Origin of the sequence: Pseudomonas sp. 10C3 (genome assembly GCF_036346185.1) — a bacterium.
Classification (GTDB): domain Bacteria; phylum Pseudomonadota; class Gammaproteobacteria; order Pseudomonadales; family Pseudomonadaceae; genus Aquipseudomonas.
Genome location: NZ_JASJVE010000029.1, coordinates 39856 through 59186 on the forward strand (window position 1 = coordinate 39856; position 19331 = coordinate 59186).

11 protein-coding genes are annotated in these 19331 nt (G+C 59.5%); 5 read left to right on the forward strand and 6 right to left on the reverse strand.

Translation table 11 applies throughout. The annotated features are described in order from the left end of the window. Positions 1 to 188 precede the first annotated feature (188 nt). The 3 genes from mmsB to QN399_RS22490 form a co-directional block, all read right to left on the reverse strand. Positions 189 to 1076, reverse strand: a complete 888-nt coding sequence (gene mmsB, locus QN399_RS22480; protein ID WP_322278127.1) for a 3-hydroxyisobutyrate dehydrogenase — start codon at positions 1074 to 1076, stop codon at positions 189 to 191. Positions 1077 to 1098: 22 nt separating this feature from the next. Next, positions 1099 to 2637 (reverse strand): CoA-acylating methylmalonate-semialdehyde dehydrogenase, encoded by a 1539-nt coding sequence (locus QN399_RS22485; RefSeq protein WP_322278125.1) that lies wholly within the window; start codon positions 2635 to 2637, stop codon positions 1099 to 1101. Between the two features lie 63 nt (positions 2638 to 2700). Further along, positions 2701 to 4029, reverse strand: coding sequence for an MFS transporter (locus tag QN399_RS22490; protein ID WP_330201687.1), 1329 nt, complete (start codon positions 4027 to 4029; stop codon positions 2701 to 2703). A gap of 180 nt (positions 4030 to 4209) precedes the next feature. Here QN399_RS22490 and QN399_RS22495 point away from each other — a divergent pair, with 180 nt between their 5' ends. The 5 genes from QN399_RS22495 to QN399_RS22515 all read left to right on the forward strand — a co-directional run bounded on the left by QN399_RS22495 (position 4210) and on the right by QN399_RS22515 (position 9833). After that, positions 4210 to 5172, forward strand: a complete 963-nt coding sequence (locus QN399_RS22495) for a LysR family transcriptional regulator (RefSeq protein WP_322278494.1) — start codon at positions 4210 to 4212, stop codon at positions 5170 to 5172. Between the two features lie 290 nt (positions 5173 to 5462). Continuing rightward, positions 5463 to 6314, forward strand: a complete 852-nt coding sequence (locus QN399_RS22500) for a TIM barrel protein (protein WP_330201688.1) — start codon at positions 5463 to 5465, stop codon at positions 6312 to 6314. A gap of 15 nt (positions 6315 to 6329) precedes the next feature. After that, positions 6330 to 7397, forward strand: coding sequence for a 2-oxoglutarate and iron-dependent oxygenase domain-containing protein (locus QN399_RS22505; RefSeq protein ID WP_322278119.1), 1068 nt, complete (start codon positions 6330 to 6332; stop codon positions 7395 to 7397). A gap of 63 nt (positions 7398 to 7460) precedes the next feature. Next, positions 7461 to 8264 (forward strand): ABC transporter substrate-binding protein, encoded by an 804-nt coding sequence (locus QN399_RS22510; RefSeq protein WP_322278116.1) that lies wholly within the window; start codon positions 7461 to 7463, stop codon positions 8262 to 8264. A gap of 54 nt (positions 8265 to 8318) precedes the next feature. After that, complete coding sequence (locus QN399_RS22515) at positions 8319 to 9833, forward strand: amino acid ABC transporter permease/ATP-binding protein (protein WP_322278113.1); 1515 nt, start codon at positions 8319 to 8321, stop codon at positions 9831 to 9833. On the opposite strand, the gene recD is transcribed toward QN399_RS22515, so the two are convergent. The 3 genes from recD to recC are packed head-to-tail and all read right to left on the reverse strand — an operon-like array spanning position 9828 to position 19131. After that, positions 9828 to 11927 (reverse strand): exodeoxyribonuclease V subunit alpha, encoded by a 2100-nt coding sequence (gene recD / locus QN399_RS22520; RefSeq protein WP_330201689.1) that lies wholly within the window; start codon positions 11925 to 11927, stop codon positions 9828 to 9830. The genes QN399_RS22515 and recD overlap by 6 nt on opposite strands. After that, a complete protein-coding gene (recB, locus tag QN399_RS22525; RefSeq protein WP_330201690.1) occupies positions 11924 to 15649 on the reverse strand; it encodes an exodeoxyribonuclease V subunit beta in 3726 nt (1241 codons plus the stop codon). Before recB ends, recD begins: the two co-directional genes overlap by 4 nt. Continuing rightward, the gene (gene recC / locus QN399_RS22530; protein WP_330201691.1) at positions 15646 to 19131 is read right to left on the reverse strand and encodes an exodeoxyribonuclease V subunit gamma; all 3486 of its coding nucleotides are present in this window, start codon (positions 19129 to 19131) and stop codon (positions 15646 to 15648) included. Before recC ends, recB begins: the two co-directional genes overlap by 4 nt. Positions 19132 to 19331: the final 200 nt, after the last annotated feature.

A 19331-nucleotide genomic window follows, 5' to 3' on the forward strand; every position in this document is an offset into this window, starting at 1 on the left:
AGCCCATCCGCACAACATGACTTTGAGCGCGCAGGATGCTGAACCGGGTTGTCAGATCGATTTGATGGGGTGATTTGATGGGGTGACGTCATTCGACACGAAGGTGAATGGATCTTGCGCCATCAATACCCTCAGCCCGCTCGTTGAGACGTTCAACGAGCGGGCCGGTGGCTATCAGGCTTGCCGCTTTACTCAGCCTTGCGATACGACTCGATAATCGCCGAGAAATCCTTGCCACCTTCGCCACGCAGGCTCATCGCCTGATACAGCTGTTGAGCCACCGCGCCGAGAATCACCGGCTGATGGGCGACCCGCGCGGCTTCGGTCGCCAAGCCCAGGTCCTTGAGCATCAGCTCCGCCCCGAAGCCACCGGTATAACCGCGTGACGCTGGCGCGGTTTCGACGATACCCGGCCATGGGTTATAGACCTCGGAACTCCAGCAACGCCCAGTGGAACTGTTGATGATACCGGCCAGAACGCCAGTATCGATCCCCAGCGAATTGCCCAGAGCCATGGCTTCGGCCACGCCGATCATGGAAATCCCCAGCAGCATGTTGTTGCAGATCTTGGCGATCTGCCCGGTGCCGACGTCACCGCAGTGGACGATGTTCTTGCCCATCTGCGCCAATACCGGTTTCAGTACTTCGAAGTGCTCTGCGCTGGCGCCAACCATGAAGGTCAGGGTCCCGGCTTGCGCACCGCCGGTGCCACCTGAAACAGGGGCATCACCCAGCACCACGCCTTGTTTGGCCGCAGTCGCCGCGACATCACGGATCGTCTGTGGATCGATCGTGCTGCAATCCACTGCGGGCACCCCTCGGGCGATGCCGGCCAATACGCCATCTTCATTCAGGTACACGCTGCGCACATGCGCTGCAGCCGGCAGCATGGTGATGACCAGCTCACTGCCCTTCGCCGCGTCCTTGGGCGAGGCGCTGATGTGACCACCCAGTGCGGCGAGCTCGGCCAGCACTGTCTGGTTGAGGTCAAACAGGTTCAGCTGATGACCGGCCTTGATCAAATTGCGGGCCATGGGCGCGCCCATGTTGCCGAGGCCGATGAATGCAATTTTCATAATCGTTCTCCTGTCAGGCGACTTAGCGCAGGTTGATCGTGGTGTTCACGCCATCGTTCACGCTGTCGTCGTCGAACCAGCGGCTGGTGACGGTTTTAGTCTGGGTGTAGAACTGCACCACTTGCTTGCCGTACGGACCCAGATCACCCAGTTTCGAACCACGCGAGCCAGTGAAGCTGAAGGATGGGACAGGTACAGGGATCGGAATGTTGATACCCACTTGGCCCACATCGATCTCACTCTGGAATTTGCGCGCCGCTGCACCACTTTGGGTAAACAGGCCTGTGCCGTTGCCGTACGGGTTGGCGTTGACCAGGGCAATCGCCTGATCGAGGGTGTCGACTTCCAGCACGACCAGTACCGGGCCGAAGATTTCCTGGGTGTAGATCTGCATTTCGGTGGTCACACCCGAGAACAAGGTTGGGCCAATGAAGTTACCGTCTTCAAACCCGGGTACCGAGACATCACGGCCATCCAGTTCCAGCTTGGCGCCTTCGCGAACACCGCTTTCGATCAGGCCCAACACACGTTCCTTGGCCCGCTTGGAAATCACCGGACCGACATCAGTACCGGCTTCGCTACCGGCATTGACCTTGAGTTTCTGCGCCAGAACCTTGAGGTCTGGCAGCCATTGTTTTGCCGCGCCCACCAACACCACCACAGACGTCGCCATGCAGCGCTGACCGGCGGCACCGAAGCCGGCACCGACCAACGCATTCAGGGTCTGCTCGCGATTAGCATCGGGCAGCACCACGGCGTGGTTTTTCGCGCCCATCATTGATTGCACGCGTTTGCCGTGTTGACCAGCAAGGTTGTAAACGTGAGTACCCACTGCGGTCGAACCGACGAAGGACACGGCCTTGATGGCTTTGTGGGTGCAGATCCCGTCCACCACTTGCTTGCCGCCGTGGACCACGTTAAGCACACCGGCTGGTACGCCCGCCTCGACGGCCAGTTCCACCAACAGCATAGTCGACAGCGGGTCTTGTTCCGACGGTTTGAGGACGAAGGTGTTACCGCAGGCGATGGCCATCGGGAACATCCACAGTGGAATCATTGCCGGAAAGTTGAAAGGCGTGATCCCGGCGCAAACGCCGATCGGTTGACGCAGGGTGTAGGTATCAACACCGCCCGCGACGTTTTCAGCGAACTCGCCCATCTGCAAAGTACCGATGGAGCACGCGTGTTCGACCACTTCCAGACCACGGAAGATGTCGCCTTCCGCATCGGCGATGGTCTTGCCCTGTTCTGCACTCAACACCACAGCGATGCGTTTCGAATGTTCGCGGATCAACGCCTGGAGCTTGAGCATGATGCGCATCCGCGCACCAATGGGGGTCAAGCGCCAGGTCTTGAAGGCTTGCTCGGCGGCCGCAACCGCAGCATTCAATTCAGACTCGGTGGCGAAGGGAACTTGCGCCAGCACTTCCTGAGTTGCCGGATTAACGATGTCGTGCCATTCGTTGGTCTGAGAATCGACCCACTCACCACCGATCAGCAGTTTGACGCGAGCCACGGCGGTGCCGTTTTTATTGATGGAAGGATTGAGCGAAGCGTTCATTGGAGTTCTCCTGGATTCGAGCGGCCCGATGCGGGCGGCAAAAAAAGTCAAAGCATGCGGCGGCTATAAGGTTCTGTGCCGTGCCGGGTCTGGTTTCATCAGGGCGGTGCAGAACAATGCCACCACGCCCATGCCGATCAGATAAACGATGACGTAATGAGGGCTACCATCAGCGTAGGCCAACAATTTGGTGGCGATCATCGGTGCGAAACCACCTCCCAGCACGCCGGCCAGTTGCACCGACACAGAGATGCCGCTGTAACGAATTTCTGCCGGGAATTGCCGGGCGAACAACAGCGATTCAGGCGCATACAGAATCGGAAACACCACGCCGACCGCCAGCACCATGGCCCACCAGACCAACAGTGGCTCGCGTGTTTCGAGCATGGCGAAGAACGGGTAGACGAATGCGCAAAGCAGTAATAGCCCGGCGAAGTACAAGCGACGTTGCCCGACCTTGTCGGACAGGTGCCCGCAGAGTGGCATGGTGATCAGTGATAGGGCCGCGCCAGCCGTGATGGCGTTGAGCACATCGCCACGCGGAATCTGCAACTGGTTGGCCGCGTAGGCCAGGGCGAACGTCACCGACATATAGAACCAGGCATTTTCTGCCGTTCGGGCGCCGATGATGGTCAGGGTTTCGCGCGGATGATTGCGCAGCACCTGAAACAGCGGGATCTTGACCGCGATATTCTGCTTTTTCATTTTTTCGAAGTCGGGTGATTCCGGAACTTTCAGACGAATCACCCAGCCGACGCCGAGCAGCACGATGCTGGCGATGAACGGCAGGCGCCAACCCCAGCTGAGCATGTCCGCTTCAGGCAATTTGGCAACCAGGCCCATGGCCAGCGATGCCAGCACCAGACCGGCACCCACACCGGTTTGCGGCAAGCTGCCGTAAAAGCCTTTCTTGCCTTCGGGCGCATGCTCAACGGCCATCAACACCGCCCCGCCCCACTCGCCGCCCACCGCCATGCCCTGGAGAAAGCGCATGAGCACCAGAATCAATGCGGCCCAGTAGCCGATCTGATCATAGGTGGGGATCAGGCCGATGATGATGGTCGGTATCCCCATCATCAGCAGCGTCAGTAACAGCATCGACTTACGCCCGATACGGTCGCCGAAGTGGCCGAAAATCACGCCGCCCAATGGCCGGCCGAGAAAGCCCACGGCATAGGTAGCGAAAGCTGCCAACACACCGCTGATAGGGTCCAGGGCGGGAAAGAAAATCTTGTTGAAGATGAGCGCGGCAGCCGTGCCATAGAGGAAAAAGTCGTACCACTCGATGGTCGTACCGGCCATGCTCGCCATACCGGCAAGCCGATAAGGTTTGGCCTTTTTCGCAGGGTTGGCACCGATTGCGCCAGCGTCCGCCGTTGTAGCGTTCTTCATAAACTCCTCCGCTTATTATTTTTGTGCAGGGTGTTATGGCAGGTGGGTGTTGCCTGGGATGTGGCTCGCGGCCTTGCGGGTCTTGCTCCTGAGCCGCTGATCAAGAAGTTGGTCATGGGCGTGTTTTGGAGTATAGATGTGCAAACTTCTAATAAGAACGCTCATAAAAGCCGGATCAATATGCAAAAAAACATCACGTCCTTGAACCTCCTAAATTGGGACGACCTGAAGTTTTTCCTTGAGGTCGCCCGCACCCGCAAAGCCAGCACTGCGGCCAAGCGCCTGGCGGTGGACTACACGACGGTGTCCCGACGGATCAATTCGCTGGAGGGATCGCTGGGGACATTACTGTTCGAGAAATCGCGCACTACCGGTTTTATCCTGACGCCCGAAGGCCAGCGCCTGCTCGGTTATGCCGAGTCGATCGAAAGCACGCTGCACCTGGCCTGCGAGCAGGTGTCAGGCTCGGGAGTGGCCCTGTCCGGCCATGTACGCATGGGTTGCACCGAAGGGTTTGGCAGCTTTTTCATCACGCCACAGCTGACGCACTTTCTCGACGCGTACCCGGCTATTTCGGTGGATATCCTGCCGCTGCCACACTTCATCAGCCTGTCCAAGCGCGAAGCCGACATCGTCATCGCCCTGGAGCGCCCCGAACATGGACCGTATGTCTGCTGCAAGCTGTGCGACTACAGCCTGCGCCTATATGCCACCCAGGAATACCTCGACCGCCATCCACCGATCCGGCGCAGCGCAGACCTGGCTGACCATCAGTTCATCAGTTACGTTGACGACCTGGCCTTCAGCTCGGAGCTGCTTTATCTAAGCAATTTACTCCCCGGCGCCAACGCGCATCTGCGCAGCACCAGCGTCATTGCCCAGTACGTAGCGGCGCTGCAAGGTCGGTCACTGGCGATCCTGCCGTGCTTCCTGGCAGCACAAGACCCGCGCCTGCTGCCCGTTCTGGAAAGCGAAGTGAAGATCACACGACAATTCTGGATGTACTGCCGCGAAGACCTGAGGAAGCTCAAGCGGATCACCCTGTTGTGGGATTACATCCGGGCGGTGACCGAGAAAAACAGCCAGCTTTTACTGGGTGAAACGAAGAAAATGCTGTTTGCAGACCAGCCGGGTGAACACTAACCCTGTGTAGGAGCGGGCTTGCCCGCGATAAGCCGGGCTCACGGCGGATCGCGGGCAAGCCCACTCCTACAGTTGATCTGTGTCTAGATAGTTTAGAAATCTCTGAACTATGGATTTGAGCTTTCCTATTCTTCCCACTCCCGCGCCACCCCTAAGATCCATTCCACCAAGGGACCGGATACCCAGAGATTCGGCCTAAAGATTACCCCTTCGCTACTGCCCATCGTTGCCGACCCGGCTTATGCCGTCGTCGCGCTGTGCCGTAGCCCGAGGAATCTTTGAGGTCATCAATGAAACTGGATATTTTCCGCACACTCTGGGGCTATACCGCGAGCAAAACCCAGGCGCTGGAAGAGCGGCTGGATGCTGGCTTCGACGGTATGGAAGCGCGTCTGCCGCTGGAAGCCAGCGAGCGTGCAGAGTTCTCGGCGTTTCTAAGGGCCAACCAACTCGGCTATATCAGCACCGTTTTCACCGCCTACAACGTCTTGCCCGAGCAGGCGGCACCAGTCACTGAACACTTGGTCGACCTGGACAAAAAACTCGCCTGGGCCGCCGAACTGTCGCCGCGCTTCGTCAATGTGCTCGCCGGCAATGACCGCTGGCAGTTGCCACAGCAGGTCGACTTTTTCGGTCGGGCGCTGGAACTGGCACGCAAACACGGTCAAGTGTGCAGCTTCGAAACCCATCGCTCGCGCTCGCTGTTCAATCCGTGGATTACCCTCGAACTGATCCGCCAACTGCCTGATCTGTTGTTCACCAGCGACATCAGCCATTGGATCGTCACCTGCGAGCGCCTGCTCAACGACCCCGAGGACGACCTCAGCGCGTTCGTTGATCGCGTGCATCACATTCAAGCCCGGGTCGGCTATGACCAGGGCCCACAGGTCCCGCACCCGGCCGCGCCGGAATACGCCAAGGAGCTGGCCTTCCATCAGCAGCATTGGGAAGCGATCTGGCACTCGCAAAAAAGACGCGGCTATCAGGTTAGCACTCTGACCCCGGAATTCGGCGCCGACGGTTACTTGCATCACCTGCCCTTCACCAACGTGCCCGTGGCCGATCTGTGGTCGCTGAACGTGTGGATGGGCCAGACCGAGCGCGAGCACTTCCAGCGTTTCACTCAATCGACTTGTCTTTGAAGGAGCGTTTTCGTTATGCCTGATCTCTCCCAAACCTCGGCACCCTCGGTCGCGGCCAACTTCAGCAGCATCCCCGTGGTGGACATTGCCGGGTTGTTCAGCACCGACGTCGCTCAGCGTCAGGCCGTCGCCGCAGCGCTAGGTGCTGCCGCCCGCGAGGTCGGTTTTCTGTACATCAAAAACCACGGCATCGACGCGCAGCTGATCACTGGCCTGTATCAAGCGGCCAAGGATTTTTTCGACCAGCCCTTCGACACCAAGATGCAGCACTACATTGGCACCTCAAAGACCCATAAAGGCTTCGTGCCCGAAGGTGAAGAGGTTTACGCCAAGGGCAAGCCCGACCATAAAGAAGCCTTCGACATCGGCTTCGAAGTACCCGCCGATGACCCGTTGGTGCTGGCCAATACGCCGCTGCTGGGGCCCAACGAGTGGCCGCTGCTGCCCGGTTTCAAAACGTCGGTGCAAGCCTATTACGCCGCAATTTTCGCCCTTGGCCGCAGGCTGTTCGGTGGCTTCGCCCTGGCATTGGGCCTGGAAGAAGACTACTTCGACGCGATGGTCACGCGCCCACCGTCCAAGCTGCGGCTGATCCATTACCCGTTCGACGACGCTGCGCAGGACGCGCCCGGTATTGGTGCACACACCGATTACGAGTGCTTCACAATATTGCTTGCCGACAAGCCGGGTCTGGAAGTCATGAACGATCTGGGCCTGTGGATCGATGCGCCGCCCATTGAGGGCGCCTTTGTGGTCAACATCGGCGACATGCTCGAGGTCATGACCGCTGGTACGTTCGTTGCTACGGCTCATCGGGTCAGAACGGTGAGTGAGGAGCGTTACTCCTTCCCGCTGTTCTACGCCTGCGACTTCCACACCCAGATCAAGCCGCTGCCCAGCTTCGCTCAGGCCGGCAAAGACTACGAGGAAATCGCCATCGGTGAACACATGTTCGGCCAGGCCCTGCAGACCTACCAATACCTGCGCAAACGGGTAGAAAACGGCGAGATAGCACTGCCGGAAAAAGCCCGCAAACCGTCGAGCTTCGGGCACCTGAAAAACCAGACCCCGGACGCTCCCTAAATGCAGTCCTGTCACGATCCCGTTAACCCATGTCGCCTTTTTTCTACTGTGGAGTCACCGACGATGCGCAACAAAAACAACACCGCTGTTCGCTTGACCGTACTTGCCGCCGCCGTGTTTGGCGCCACCCTGGCCCACGCCGCTACAACGGTGACGCCGGGGCAGTTCAAGGTGGGTATGGAGATTACTTACCCGCCGTTCGAGTCCTATGACAAAGACAAGAACGTGGTTGGCTCCGACCCCGAGCTGGCCAAACTGCTGGCCAGGCACATGGACCTCAAGACCGAATTCGTCGACACCAAGTTTCCGAGCCTGATCCTTGGCCTCAACTCCGGCCACTACGATGCGATCATCTCCGGGATGTACATCACCCCTGAGCGCCAAACCCAGGCCCAAACCATCCCCTACGCCAAAACCGGCGCTGCGATCATGGTGCTCAAGGACAGCCCGCTGAAACCGAAAACCCCGGAAGACCTGTGCGGCCTGAAAGTCGGCCTGGAAAAAGGCACGACCTGGGTGGCGCAGTTCAACAAGCTGTCCACTGACTACTGCGTGCCGAACAACAAAGGCGTCATCGCGGTCAGCGAATTTCCGTCAGCACCGGAAGTGACCCAGGCGCTGCTGTCCGGCAACGTCCAGACTCAGGTTGAAATCGATGGCGCGGCAGGCATGATCGCCGAGCGCACCAAAGGCCGTGTGGTGGTCAGCACCGAGCATTCCATCTATCAACAGACCCTGGGCATCTTCGTCAAAAAGGGTAACGAAGCGCTGTATCAGGCGTTGCTTAAAGCCTTCGACGACAGCAAGAAAAGCGGCGAATACGCGGCCCTGTTGAAGAAATACAACCTAGAAGAACCCACCCACTGATTTTTCCCTGTGTGACCTGCCGGCCCCCTGTGAGGCCGGCAGCTTGAGGTGTACATGCAATTTGAATGGTCGTACTTTTTTTCTCTGTTCTCCGTGTCGGATTTCTGGGAAGCCTGCATCACGGTGATCGAGCTCAGTGCCTTGGCCTGGTTCATCGGCATGCTGCTCGGTTTTCTGCTGGCCTCGGCCAAACTCTCGACCTCACGCTGGTTGAGTGTGCCCGCGTCGATTTATATCTGGTTCTTTCGCAGCATCCCGCTGCTGGTGTTGGTGGTGTTCGTCTACAACCTGCCCCAACTGTTTCCGTTCACCCGCGAAGTGCTGTCCAACCCCTTCTATTCCGGCTTGTTCGCCTTGGTGGTGACCGAGGCGGCGTACATGGCGGAGATTCATCGTGGCGGCCTGATTTCAGTCGCCAAAGGGCAGAAGGAAGCCGGTCGGGCACTGGGTATTGGTCTGATTGGCATGCAACGGCTGATCGTGATCCCACAAGCTTTTCGGATTTCCCTGCCAACCCTGATCAACGAATACATCACCGTGGTGAAACTGACGTCACTGGTCTCGGTCATCTCGCTGACCGAGCTGCTGACTGTCGGCCAGCGCCTCTACGCGCAGAACTTTCTGGTGATGGAAACCCTATCAGCCGTGGCGGTGTACTACGTGTTGATCGTCAGCCTGTTCGGCTGGTTGCTGCAGCGGCTTGAGCAACATCTGGAATTGAACAACCGCACGCCACAAACCCTCGACGCGGCCGGCGTCGCTCAATTGCGCGCCAGCCTGATACCGACATCCAGCGTCGTCCGTCCGCAAAACGGCATCGGTGCCGCACCCGCGCTACAGCTGCATAACATCCACAAAAGTTATGGTCAGCATGACGTGCTCAAAGGCATCGATCTGGACGTGAACGCCGGCCAGGTGATTTCCATCATCGGCCCGTCCGGCTCGGGCAAGACCTCACTGATCCGCACCATCAACAGCCTGGAGAGCATTGATCAGGGCGAGATCATCCTGTTCGGCGAAAGCTTCATCCATGCCGGCGACAACCTTAACAGCGCCCAGATCCGTTACGGCGTGCAGCGCATCGGTATGGTTTTTCAGAGTTTCAACCTGTTCCCGCACCGCACCATCGTCGACAACATCACCCTCGCACCGTTCTACCACGGCCGCGAACAGCCACCGAGCGAACAGCGCGCCTATGCACTGCTGGACAAAGTCGGCCTGCTGGCCCACGCCCACAAATACCCGCATCAGCTGTCTGGCGGTCAACAACAGCGCGTCGCCATTGCTCGTGCCTTGGCGATGGACCCGCAGATCATGCTGTTCGACGAACCCACCTCCGCCCTTGATCCAGAGTTGGTGGGCGACGTGCTCAACGTCATCCGCGACCTGGCCAAAGAGGGCATGACCATGCTCATCGTCACCCACGAAATGGACTTTGCCCTGTCGATCTCCGACCGGATAATTTTTATGGAGGACGGGCTCATCCAGGTCGACGCCACGCCGCAAGTGATCAGGGCGCATGACGCGGGTGAGCGGGTCAGGCGGTTTATGGGGTTACATCCGCTATAACCCCAGCATCAAACCGCTCAGGCGCTTGACCTTGCGCCTGAGCGCCTCGTCGAAAATGCCCTGGCGCGGCTCGATCAGGCTGAACCAGTGCTTGGCCCGCGTGATGCCGGTGTAGATTAGCTCTTTGGTCAGTACCGGATTCAAGGACTCAGGCAGGATCAGCGCGGTGTGGGCGAACTCCGAGCCTTGAGATTTGTGTACGGTCATCGCGTACACGGTTTCAACATCGTTGAGCCGGCTGGGCAGCACGAAACGCACGCCGCCACTGCCGTCATTGCGCGGAAACGCGACGCGCAGCACCTGGCGTCCCGCCTCCTCGGTGCTGCGTTCAGGCAAGCGCAGGGCGATGCCGATGTCGCCGTTCATCAAGCCCAACCCGTAATCATTGCGCGTCATCAATACCGGACGACCTTCATACCAGTGCTGGTCGCTTTCGATCAGGCCCGCGTTGAACAGCGCCTGAGTGATGCGTTGATTCAGCCCTTCAACACCCCACGGGCCTTTCCGCACCGCGCACAGCAACTGGAACGAATCGAACGCTTCCAGCACCGAACGCGCCCAGAGTGTCCAGCATGGATCTTCAAGCGCGGCCCCTGCGGCTGGCCGCTGATCGGCCAGCACACCCAGATAATGCCGATAACCTTGCGGGCCTTCGGTGCCCTGTCCCAACCCCTCCAGCAGCAAGCGCTCCAGCGAGCGGTCCTGCTCACCCTTGAGCGCCAGTGCGAACAAGTCATTGTGGCTGCGCGCGACTAGCAATGCCCGTGCGTCTTCGGCCTGTTGTTGATTGACCAGCCGGGCCAACTGGCCGATACCGCTGCCCTGCACAAAACGCCGGGAATGGCGCAGCATCACCACTTGTTGGGCCAACGGGAATTGCGTGGCGTCACCTTGCTGCAGTCCGCTTTTGCCCAGGTCTTCGCCGCTGACCGCTTGCAGCCAGGCTTGGGTTTGCGGGCTGTAGAGGCCCGCCTCCGCATCGCGGCACAAATCACCCAACACGGCACCGGCTTCCACCGAGGCCAACTGGTCTTTGTCACCAAGCAAAATCAGGCGCGCATGGGCCGGCAACGCAGCCAGTAGATTGGCCATCATTTCCAGGTCGATCATGGAAGCCTCATCGACCACCAACACGTCCAGCGGTAGCGGATTACCCGCGTGATGGCGGAAATGACGAGTGCCCGGACGGCTGCCCAGCAGACGGTGCACGGTGGTCACGTCGCTGGGGATTTTTTGCCGCACGTTTTCAGCCACTTCAAGGGACTGGACTTGATGACTGATGGACTCGGTCAACCGCGCAGCCGCTTTACCGGTGGGTGCCGCCAGACGAATGCGCAACGGCTGGCCGCTCTCCACGGCAGGCGCCTGCAACAACGCCAACAGCCGCACCACAGTCGTGGTTTTACCGGTACCAGGGCCACCTGTGATGATGCTGAAGGCGCTGCGTGTCGCCAGCGCGCACGCCAGCTTTTGCCAGTCGATCAGCGCATCAGGAGCCGGATTGGCCTTGCCGAACAACGCATCGAGTCGTTGCGCCAGATCTGTGGGCGCGGCTTCCTGTTGCGCCAGACGCTGACGCAATGCAGCGGCGATACGTCTTTCGTAGCTCCAGTAACGACGCAAATACAGACGCCGACCCGACAGCACCAATGGCCTGTGCGCAGCGGCCTCGCTGTGATCATCGGCCTGCGCCACCAAGGCACTGCCAGCCAACGCCTGACACCAGGCGCCACCGTCCAGCGCCACCAGCAATTGCGAGGGCAACAGCATCGGACCTGACTGCAGATCGCCCTCAGGTGGCAACGACAGGGCGAAGTCCGGCTCCTTCAGTGTTTCATGCAGGTCCAGGCAGACGTGCCCATGACCCAGTTGATGGCTGGTCAAGGCCGCTGCCAGCAGCACCAGCGAATCCGCCTGCGGGTCCAGTTCACTGAGGAACGCGACAAAGGCCCGATCCAGCGCCCGCAGCCAGCCACGTTCGACCCAGCGTTCAAGCAACAGCAGCAGATCGTCGACACGACTCAGCGGCGTCAGCTCGGCCAGGCTTTGTGCATCCAGCGGTGTGGGCAACAGTTCAGCGAATGAACGACTCATGCGGGCTCTCCTGACAGCACATCTTCCTGGGGCAACGACTTGCCTTGAAACAGTCGATCCAGACGCTCGATCAGCTCACGCGGCGGACGGGTGAAGTAGGCGCCCTGACTCGGCGCACGGGTGCCGCGCAGGAACAGGTACAGCGCGCCGCCCATATGCCGGTCGTAATCGTAGTCAGGCAGACGCGCCTTGAGCTGGCGGTGCAGGGCCAACAGGTACAGCACGTATTGCAGGTCGTAACGGTTGTCCAGAATCGAGGCGGTCATCGCTTGCTCGGTGTAGGCCTCTTCATCAACGCCCAGCCAGTTGGACTTGTAGTCAGCCACGTAATAACGACCCTGGTGCTCGAACGTCAGGTCGATAAACCCTTTGAACATGCCGTTGAGCGATGCCGCTTCCGCCGGTGCTCGCGGCGCGCCGTCATGGGTGTAGCGCCGAACCAGCGCATCCATCCGTGCCACGTCGACCTTGTGACAGGCGAACCAGAACTCCATTTCGACCTGATACTGACCCAACTGCCCCAGCGACATAGGCTGGTCATTAGCCTCCAGACACAACGGCACATTGAGCAAGTGCGTCATCCAGTCGGTGAGCGTCGGAATCCAGCCCTGCCAGCCACGCCGATTGCAGCGGCTGCCGATGGCTTTTTCCAGCTTGACCGGGTCGGCTGCCGCTGCGGCAAAACCTTCACGCCCGGCCCACTCCAGCAAGCCGTGCAGAAAGGTCCCGGGATTAGGTCCGCGCGGGAACCGATGGATGTCGCCACCACTGACCAGCACCTCGCGAGGTGCATCGGGATCGAGTCGTTCGTCGTCGAACAGTTTTTGCGCCTGCGGGCTGTCCGGGGATTCGTCGCTGCCTGCGGTGAGGGTGTCGCCAATACGCAAGGCGCTGTAAGACGCAATCCACCAGTTTTCGGCCGCGCGGCGTTTTGGCAGGCGTGGTTTAAGCAATACGGCTTCGTTGCGCGGCGGACTGAACGTGATGTTCGTCGGCGCAGGCATGGCTTCGACGCTGAGGGCCGTGCAGTGTTCTTTCAGTTGGTGCAGCCATTGGCTCAGCCCTGCGGATTCGGTCAACGGCGTCCCGCCACCCAGCAAATAACCCAGCGCAGAGCGGTGCAGCGTCGAGCTGTTAGCGTTGCCACGCTTGAGGTCCGCCACACCCAACCAGCAGACGAATTCTGCTCGTGTGAGGGCGACGTAGAGCAGGCGTAAATCTTCTGCGAGACGCTCGTTATCTGCTTGTTCGATCAAGGCCGCCGTGGGCTTCAGACTGATCTGTGCCCTTCCGTCCGCATCATGAAAGTGCAACGGCAAACGGCTGCCATCCACCGGTTTTGAGGAGCAGATGAACGGCAGGAACACCAACGGGTATTGCAGGCCTTTGGACTTGTGGATGGTCACCACTTTGACCAATTGCTCGTCGCTTTCCAGGCGCAGGATCTGTTCTTCACCGGCCTGACCGGACAACGCCAGATGCTCGCCTAGATGGCGAATCAGTGCTTGTTCGCCATCCAGTTCGGCAGCGGCTTGTTGCAGCAGTTCAGACAAGTGCAGCAAGTTGGTCAGCACGCGCTCGCCGTCGTTGCGGCTGATCAACGCCTGCGGCAATTGAAAGTCGTGCAACAAGCGTCTCAGCATCGGCAGCACACCTTGGCTGCGCCAGATCGCACGATAACCACGGAACTGCATGACGCGTGCTTCCCACGCCAATTCGTCCTGATTCAGACGCTCAAGCTCGGCCAGTGACAGGTTCAGAGTGATGCAGGCCAAGGCGGCGCGCAGGGTGCGTTCGGAGTCCGGTTCGGCGCAGGCTTTGAGCCAGCTCAGGACGTCGTGGGCTTCCTGGGCGGCGAACACCGAATCCTTGTCCGACAGATAAACACTGCGCACACCACGGGCCGACAGCTCTCCGCGCACGGCCTGCGCCTCTTTACCGTCGCGCACCAGGATCGCGATATCGGCGGGCAGTAAACCGCGCAGCGCTTTACCCTGCAGGCCGAACCCGGTGAGACCTTGCTGGCCTTCATTGAGCAGGCGCACGATTTCGCTGGCACAACTGGCGGCCAGCTGTTGTCGATAGGTCGCACCAGAGACCGGCTGATCACTTTCCAGCTGCCAGACATTCAGCGCGGCGGGGGCATGACCATTGACCTGAAACAGTTCTTTGCGCCCTTGGGATTTGGCAGGTCCGAACGGCACCTGATTGTCAGCGCCGTCACGGAACAGAAAGGCGCCACGCCCCTGCTCACGTTGCTCGGCGCGTTCGAATACATGATTGACGGCCTCGACCATGGCGTGACTGGAGCGAAAGTTTTTATCCAGCGTGTGCCAGCGCCCAGTGGTGGCAGAGCGCGCGCGCAGGTAGGTGTAGATGTCAGCGCCACGGAACGCATAAATCGCCTGCTTGGGGTCGCCGATCAGGAACAGCCCGGTCTCGCGGCTGTTCTCTTCGAGTCGGTAGATGCGCTCGAAAATCCGGTACTGCACGGGGTCGGTGTCCTGGAACTCATCGATCAGCGCGACGGGGAACTGTTCACGAATCAAGGTCGCCAGACGCTCGCCCCCGGCGCTGCCCAATGCCGCATCGAGCCTGAGCAGCATGTCGTCGAAACCCATCTCTGCCCGCCGACGCTTCTCTTCTTCGAAGCGCGCGCCCACCCATTGCGCGGCGTGTTCAAGCACGGCAGCATCGGGCGTGGGTAAGGTGTCGAGACTGGCCTTGAGTTCGAGCATCGCGTCGAGCGCCGGGTGCGATGGTGCGTCGCCCTTCCACGCTTCGGCAAAGCCATCGGGCGTAAGGCGAGTGAAGCCAGTGCCCAGATCGAGTTCTTCCTGATCCTCGTCAGCCGCCCACGCGGTGAGCTTCTCGAACCAGGGTTTGAAATAGCGCTCCTGCATCTTGCGACCATCGACGGCCTTGCGTGTGACAGCGTCAATGCAGATCACCTGTAGCTCGGCGGCCCAATCGACCCAAGGGGCTTTCAGGGCCTGCAACGCTTCGCGACGTTGCTGCAATGTCGCCGCGATCAGCTCCGCAGGTTCTTGGGTTGTATTGCCTCTTTCGCCGTCGCCAGCGTTGCCGAACAGGGCTCGAACCCTCGGCAGCAATGCCGCAGGACTGCCCCAATGAGCGCGCACCCACTTCAGCGCATCACCGTTCATGGGATAGCAAAACCGGCGCCAGTAATCGCGCAGCACTTCACTGAGCAATTCGCTGTGATCGGTTTCCAGGGTCTGGGTGAACAGGCTGCCACTGTCGAAGGCGTGCTCGCGCAGCATGCGCTGACACCAACTGTGGATAGTCGACACCGCAGCCTCATCCATCCACTGTGCTGCAATATCCAGGCGATTGGCGCACGCAGGCCATTGCTCGGCGCTGTACTGATCGCGTAACTCAGCGATCAGATCATCGGGTGCAGCCATCTCATCACGAAAGAACCGTGCAGCTTCTGCCAAGCGCGTGCGAATACGGTCGCGCAGTTCTTTGGTGGCGGCATCGGTGAAGGTCACCACCAGAATTTGCGGCGGCAGTAGCTCGCGGCCGAAACCCGATTCGCCGCCATGGCCGAGGACCAGGCGCAGGTACAACGCAGAAATGGTGAAGGTCTTGCCGGTGCCGGCGCTGGCCTCGATCAACTGGCTGCCGTGAAGAGGGAAGCGCAGGGCCAGGGATGCCGTCTGTTGTTGGGTCGGCTGTTCTGTTTGATTGAGGTTCATGTGCTGGCCTCCGCGGTGGACAGGGATTGCCAGGAGGCTTCGAATAACGGTCGATACAGCGCGTCACACCAACCCACAAACTCTTCGTTGTCGATCAGTGCAGCAAAGTCGGGGAACTGACGGGCGAGCGCCGTGCTTTCGCGACGCTCACCATTGGTGGTCTGACCATCGCCTTCGTAAGCCTTACAGGCTGCTGCCTCTGCCTTCGCTTCGTCACTCTGACCGAGCCAGGCAAACGCGGTTTTTACGGCCACGGGCAGTGGTCGCTGCATACCGGTTTGCCAGGCCATCAACAGATGATTAAGCGCAGTCGCCGCAGCGTCTTTTTCCAGCGGGTCCAGCAACAGGGTTTCATCGCTGGCGACCAACGCCGTGCTCAGCGATAGACCACACGCGCAGGCCACCAGGTGAATAACCCAGGGCCGCGTCAATCGATGCCACTTGCGGGTTCTCTTCGAGCCAATGGCGTTCGGAATTGCGGTCACGGCCAACAACCCACCGCTGCTGTTTTTATGCAGCCCGCTGAGCCAGCCGTCCAGACTCACCTGCTGGTGAGCAAAGCTGACAGGCAATGCACTGTTCAGCGGTTCGGGCCACTGGCTCAGCAGGTCGTGATAACGCTGGAGCAGGTCAGGTAACGGCTCGATCAGCTCCTCTTGCAGACTCGCACCAAAACCGGCCATGGGCAGCAACCCACTGCCTTGCAGTCGTCGGGCTTGGGACAGCAAGGCGTCGTCGATCTGCTCGGGTCGAGCCAATGCTGCTTCAAGCAGGCTTTCACTCAGGCTGTATCGCTCAAGGGCATCGAGCACGAAGGGTTCTTCATCCGCGAGGGGCGCTTCGGCCACTTCGAAGAAAATCTTCAATCGCTGGCTGAAGAAGTGCCGGACGGGATTGCGCAAAAAATCTTGTAATTGCGCGAGGCTCAGCGGCTCCTCCTGCTGATGCTCCGACAGTGCTGGCGCTTCGACAGCCGGGATGTTCGACTCATGCAGCATCTGCCATTCGCGAGCAAAGCTGAAGAAACCGCTGCCGTCATGGAAATACTGTGCACTGAACGGCTGCAAGGGGTGTTCGAGGGTCAGCTTGTGGAGCAACTGTTCGCCGGGATTACGTTTCTCCGTGTCTTCTGGCTCTGCCGCGCCGACCGGCTTCCAACCGCTGGCGAGATGATCGCGAAGTTGACCAATCAGCACCGACGCCGGACGTTCGCTGTTGTCGCGGATGCTGCGCCCGACCCAACTGATGTACAGCTGATCGCGGGCAGAGAGCAGCGCTTCAAGCAGCAAGTAACGATCATCTTCACGCCGGGAGCGATCACCGGGACGGTAGTCGCTGCCCATCAAATCGAAGTCCAGCGGCGGTTGTGCCCGTGGGTAATCGCCATCGTTCATGCCCAACAGGCAGACCAGTTTGAAGGGGATTGCCCGCATGGGCATCAGGGTGCAAAAGTTAACCGAGCCTGCCAGAAATCGCTGAGACAGACGTCCTTGGTCAAGGCCGGCCAACCAGGCTTCGCGGACGACGGTCAGGGGAAGTTCGTCGAGCAAGCCAACCGCTTCACACGTTTCCAGCCAGGTTTCACGCAGTTGCTCAAGTTGGCCAAGCAGGTAGTCGTCATGCTCACTGTCGGCCGCGAAGAACACGTGCATCAGGGCTTGCAGGCGCGCGCCCCAAACGTGAGGCGGCGCCGGGAGCGAGAGCTCACTATGAGCGACCTGTAGGGCATCGATCAGTGAGACCAGTGGGCCAATCAGCGCGGCATCAAGCCCGCCAATCTCATCGTACGGTTCAATGCCGTCATAGGAGGCACCCGCCCCAACGGCGTAACCCAGCAGCATGCGACGCAGGCCGAAATGCCAGCTGTTCTGCTCCAGTTCATCAGGCAAACCCAGGCCCGCGCGCTGCTTGGCGTTCAAGCCCCAACGAACACCTGCCCCTTCAATCCAGCGATGCAGCGTCGCAAGGTCACGCTCTTCGACGCCAAACCTTGCACGCAGCGCCGGGACGTCCAGCAGGTCAAGGATTTCACTGACCGGGAATCGACTGTCCGGGATCTTCAGTAGATGTTCGACTGCAATCAACAACGGCTCACGGCCGCGCTGACCCTGGTCCGCCAGAGTGAACGGAATGAAACGTCGATCATCACGCTCGAGCTGGCCGAACACAGCACGGATGTGCGGGGCATAGCTATCGATGTCGGGGACCATGACGATCACATCGCGCGGGCGCAGATCAGGGTCAGCGCTGAAACGGGCGAGTAATTGATCATGAAGGATTTCCACTTCCCGCTGCGCGCTGTGCGCTACATGGAAACGGATCGAACGGTCTTTGCCAGGATCGACCGCTGGCCACAGATCGCGGGTCTCGCTGAGTGGGCGCAGTTCGAGAATGTCGTCCTGTAGCTGGTTCAATATCGTGTGAGGTTCGCTCTCACTGAACAGATCGATACGTCCGTCTCTGAACGCTGCCCGGTAGCTGTTGGGCTCGTCATAACTGTCCAGCAAATTGATGTAGTCACGACCTTGTTTGCCCCACGCGGCGAGCAGCGGATGTGCATGCTGGTGCAGCGCTTCGGGATCCAGCACAACGGGCATTCCGGCTTTACGCGCCTGACGCTTATATTGATGCCGTAACAGGTCTTTATCGGCGACGATGTCTGCCCAATGGTGCCGACACGGGTTGTGCACACAGAGCAGCACCTGACTGAATTTTGCCAGACCGGCCAAGGCTTCGAGCGCTTGTGCCGGTAGCGAAGAGATGCCAAACACAATGACCCGCGAAGGGAGGCCCGCAGGTGCCTCGGTCAGGCTATTGATACGCTCGATAAAACGCTGGTGAACGCCCGCGCGACTTTGCGCCATGTCTTCGACACCGACGTCCAGCAGTAGCGCACGCCATAACTCTGCCTGCCAGCAATTGGCCGGTGTCAGAGCTTTGCTCTCACCTCGGCCATTGCGCAATTGATGATGGCCGGCAGCCCAGTCTTCAAGCCAGTCAGCCCGGTATACCTGGTACTGGTCAAACAGGTCCGCGAGTCGCTCAGACAGCTGATAGCGCTTGCGTAGATCGGTGTCGTTAGTGAGGAAGCGTTGCAGAGGCTCGAAATGCGGCTGGTCAATCAACGCAGGAAGCAGGCGCATCAAACGCCAAGTAAGAGGGGCCTTGTCCAACAGCGAAGTCGCTGGAATTTCATCACGTCCCAACACCACTCGGTACAGCTGCCACATGAAACTACCGGGGAGTTGCACATCCACTGCGGCTGCAATTCCGCATCCACCCTGATCGTCGTCCTGAGAGTCCTCAGCCAACGCCAGTTTCAACCATTGAGCGATGCCGTTGCTTTGCACCAATGCAATCTCATTCTCCAGAGGCGCTAGCGGATAACGCCGCATCCAGGAAACGACAAGGCTGCGCAACTCATCCAGTCGGTTGCCATGAACCACCATGAATCCAGCACTGAGCGTTGGTGTAACCGGCATAGCTGCTTCCTTGACTGATACCGTCATCGAGTTTCGCGCAGACGGCCCATGATGATTTGGATAAAAACTGATGGCAGAACCTTAAGGGCAAGCGAGCAGGATTGCCACCTGATCCAACTTTTTCTCGCACACAAACAAAACCCCTGTTTGCGTAAGCAAACAGGGGTTTCGGAATTCAATCTTGACGATGACCTACTCTC

Bases quoted from the DNA above. Each gene is read 5' to 3' on its own strand.
- QN399_RS22515 (WP_322278113.1), top strand. From the start codon at position 8,319: ATGCAATTTGAATGGTCGTACTTTTTTTCTCTGTTCTCCGTGTCGGAT.
- mmsB (WP_322278127.1), bottom strand. From the start codon at position 1,076: ATGAAAATTGCATTCATCGGCCTCGGCAACATGGGCGCGCCCATGGCC.
- QN399_RS22510 (WP_322278116.1), top strand. From the start codon at position 7,461: ATGCGCAACAAAAACAACACCGCTGTTCGCTTGACCGTACTTGCCGCC.
- recD (WP_330201689.1), bottom strand. From the start codon at position 11,927: ATGAGTCGTTCATTCGCTGAACTGTTGCCCACACCGCTGGATGCACAA.
- QN399_RS22505 (WP_322278119.1), top strand. From the start codon at position 6,330: ATGCCTGATCTCTCCCAAACCTCGGCACCCTCGGTCGCGGCCAACTTC.
- recB (WP_330201690.1), bottom strand. From the start codon at position 15,649: ATGAACCTCAATCAAACAGAACAGCCGACCCAACAACAGACGGCATCC.
- recC (WP_330201691.1), bottom strand. From the start codon at position 19,131: ATGCCGGTTACACCAACGCTCAGTGCTGGATTCATGGTGGTTCATGGC.
- QN399_RS22500 (WP_330201688.1), top strand. From the start codon at position 5,463: ATGAAACTGGATATTTTCCGCACACTCTGGGGCTATACCGCGAGCAAA.
- QN399_RS22490 (WP_330201687.1), bottom strand. From the start codon at position 4,029: ATGAAGAACGCTACAACGGCGGACGCTGGCGCAATCGGTGCCAACCCT.
- QN399_RS22485 (WP_322278125.1), bottom strand. From the start codon at position 2,637: ATGAACGCTTCGCTCAATCCTTCCATCAATAAAAACGGCACCGCCGTG.
- QN399_RS22495 (WP_322278494.1), top strand. From the start codon at position 4,210: ATGCAAAAAAACATCACGTCCTTGAACCTCCTAAATTGGGACGACCTG.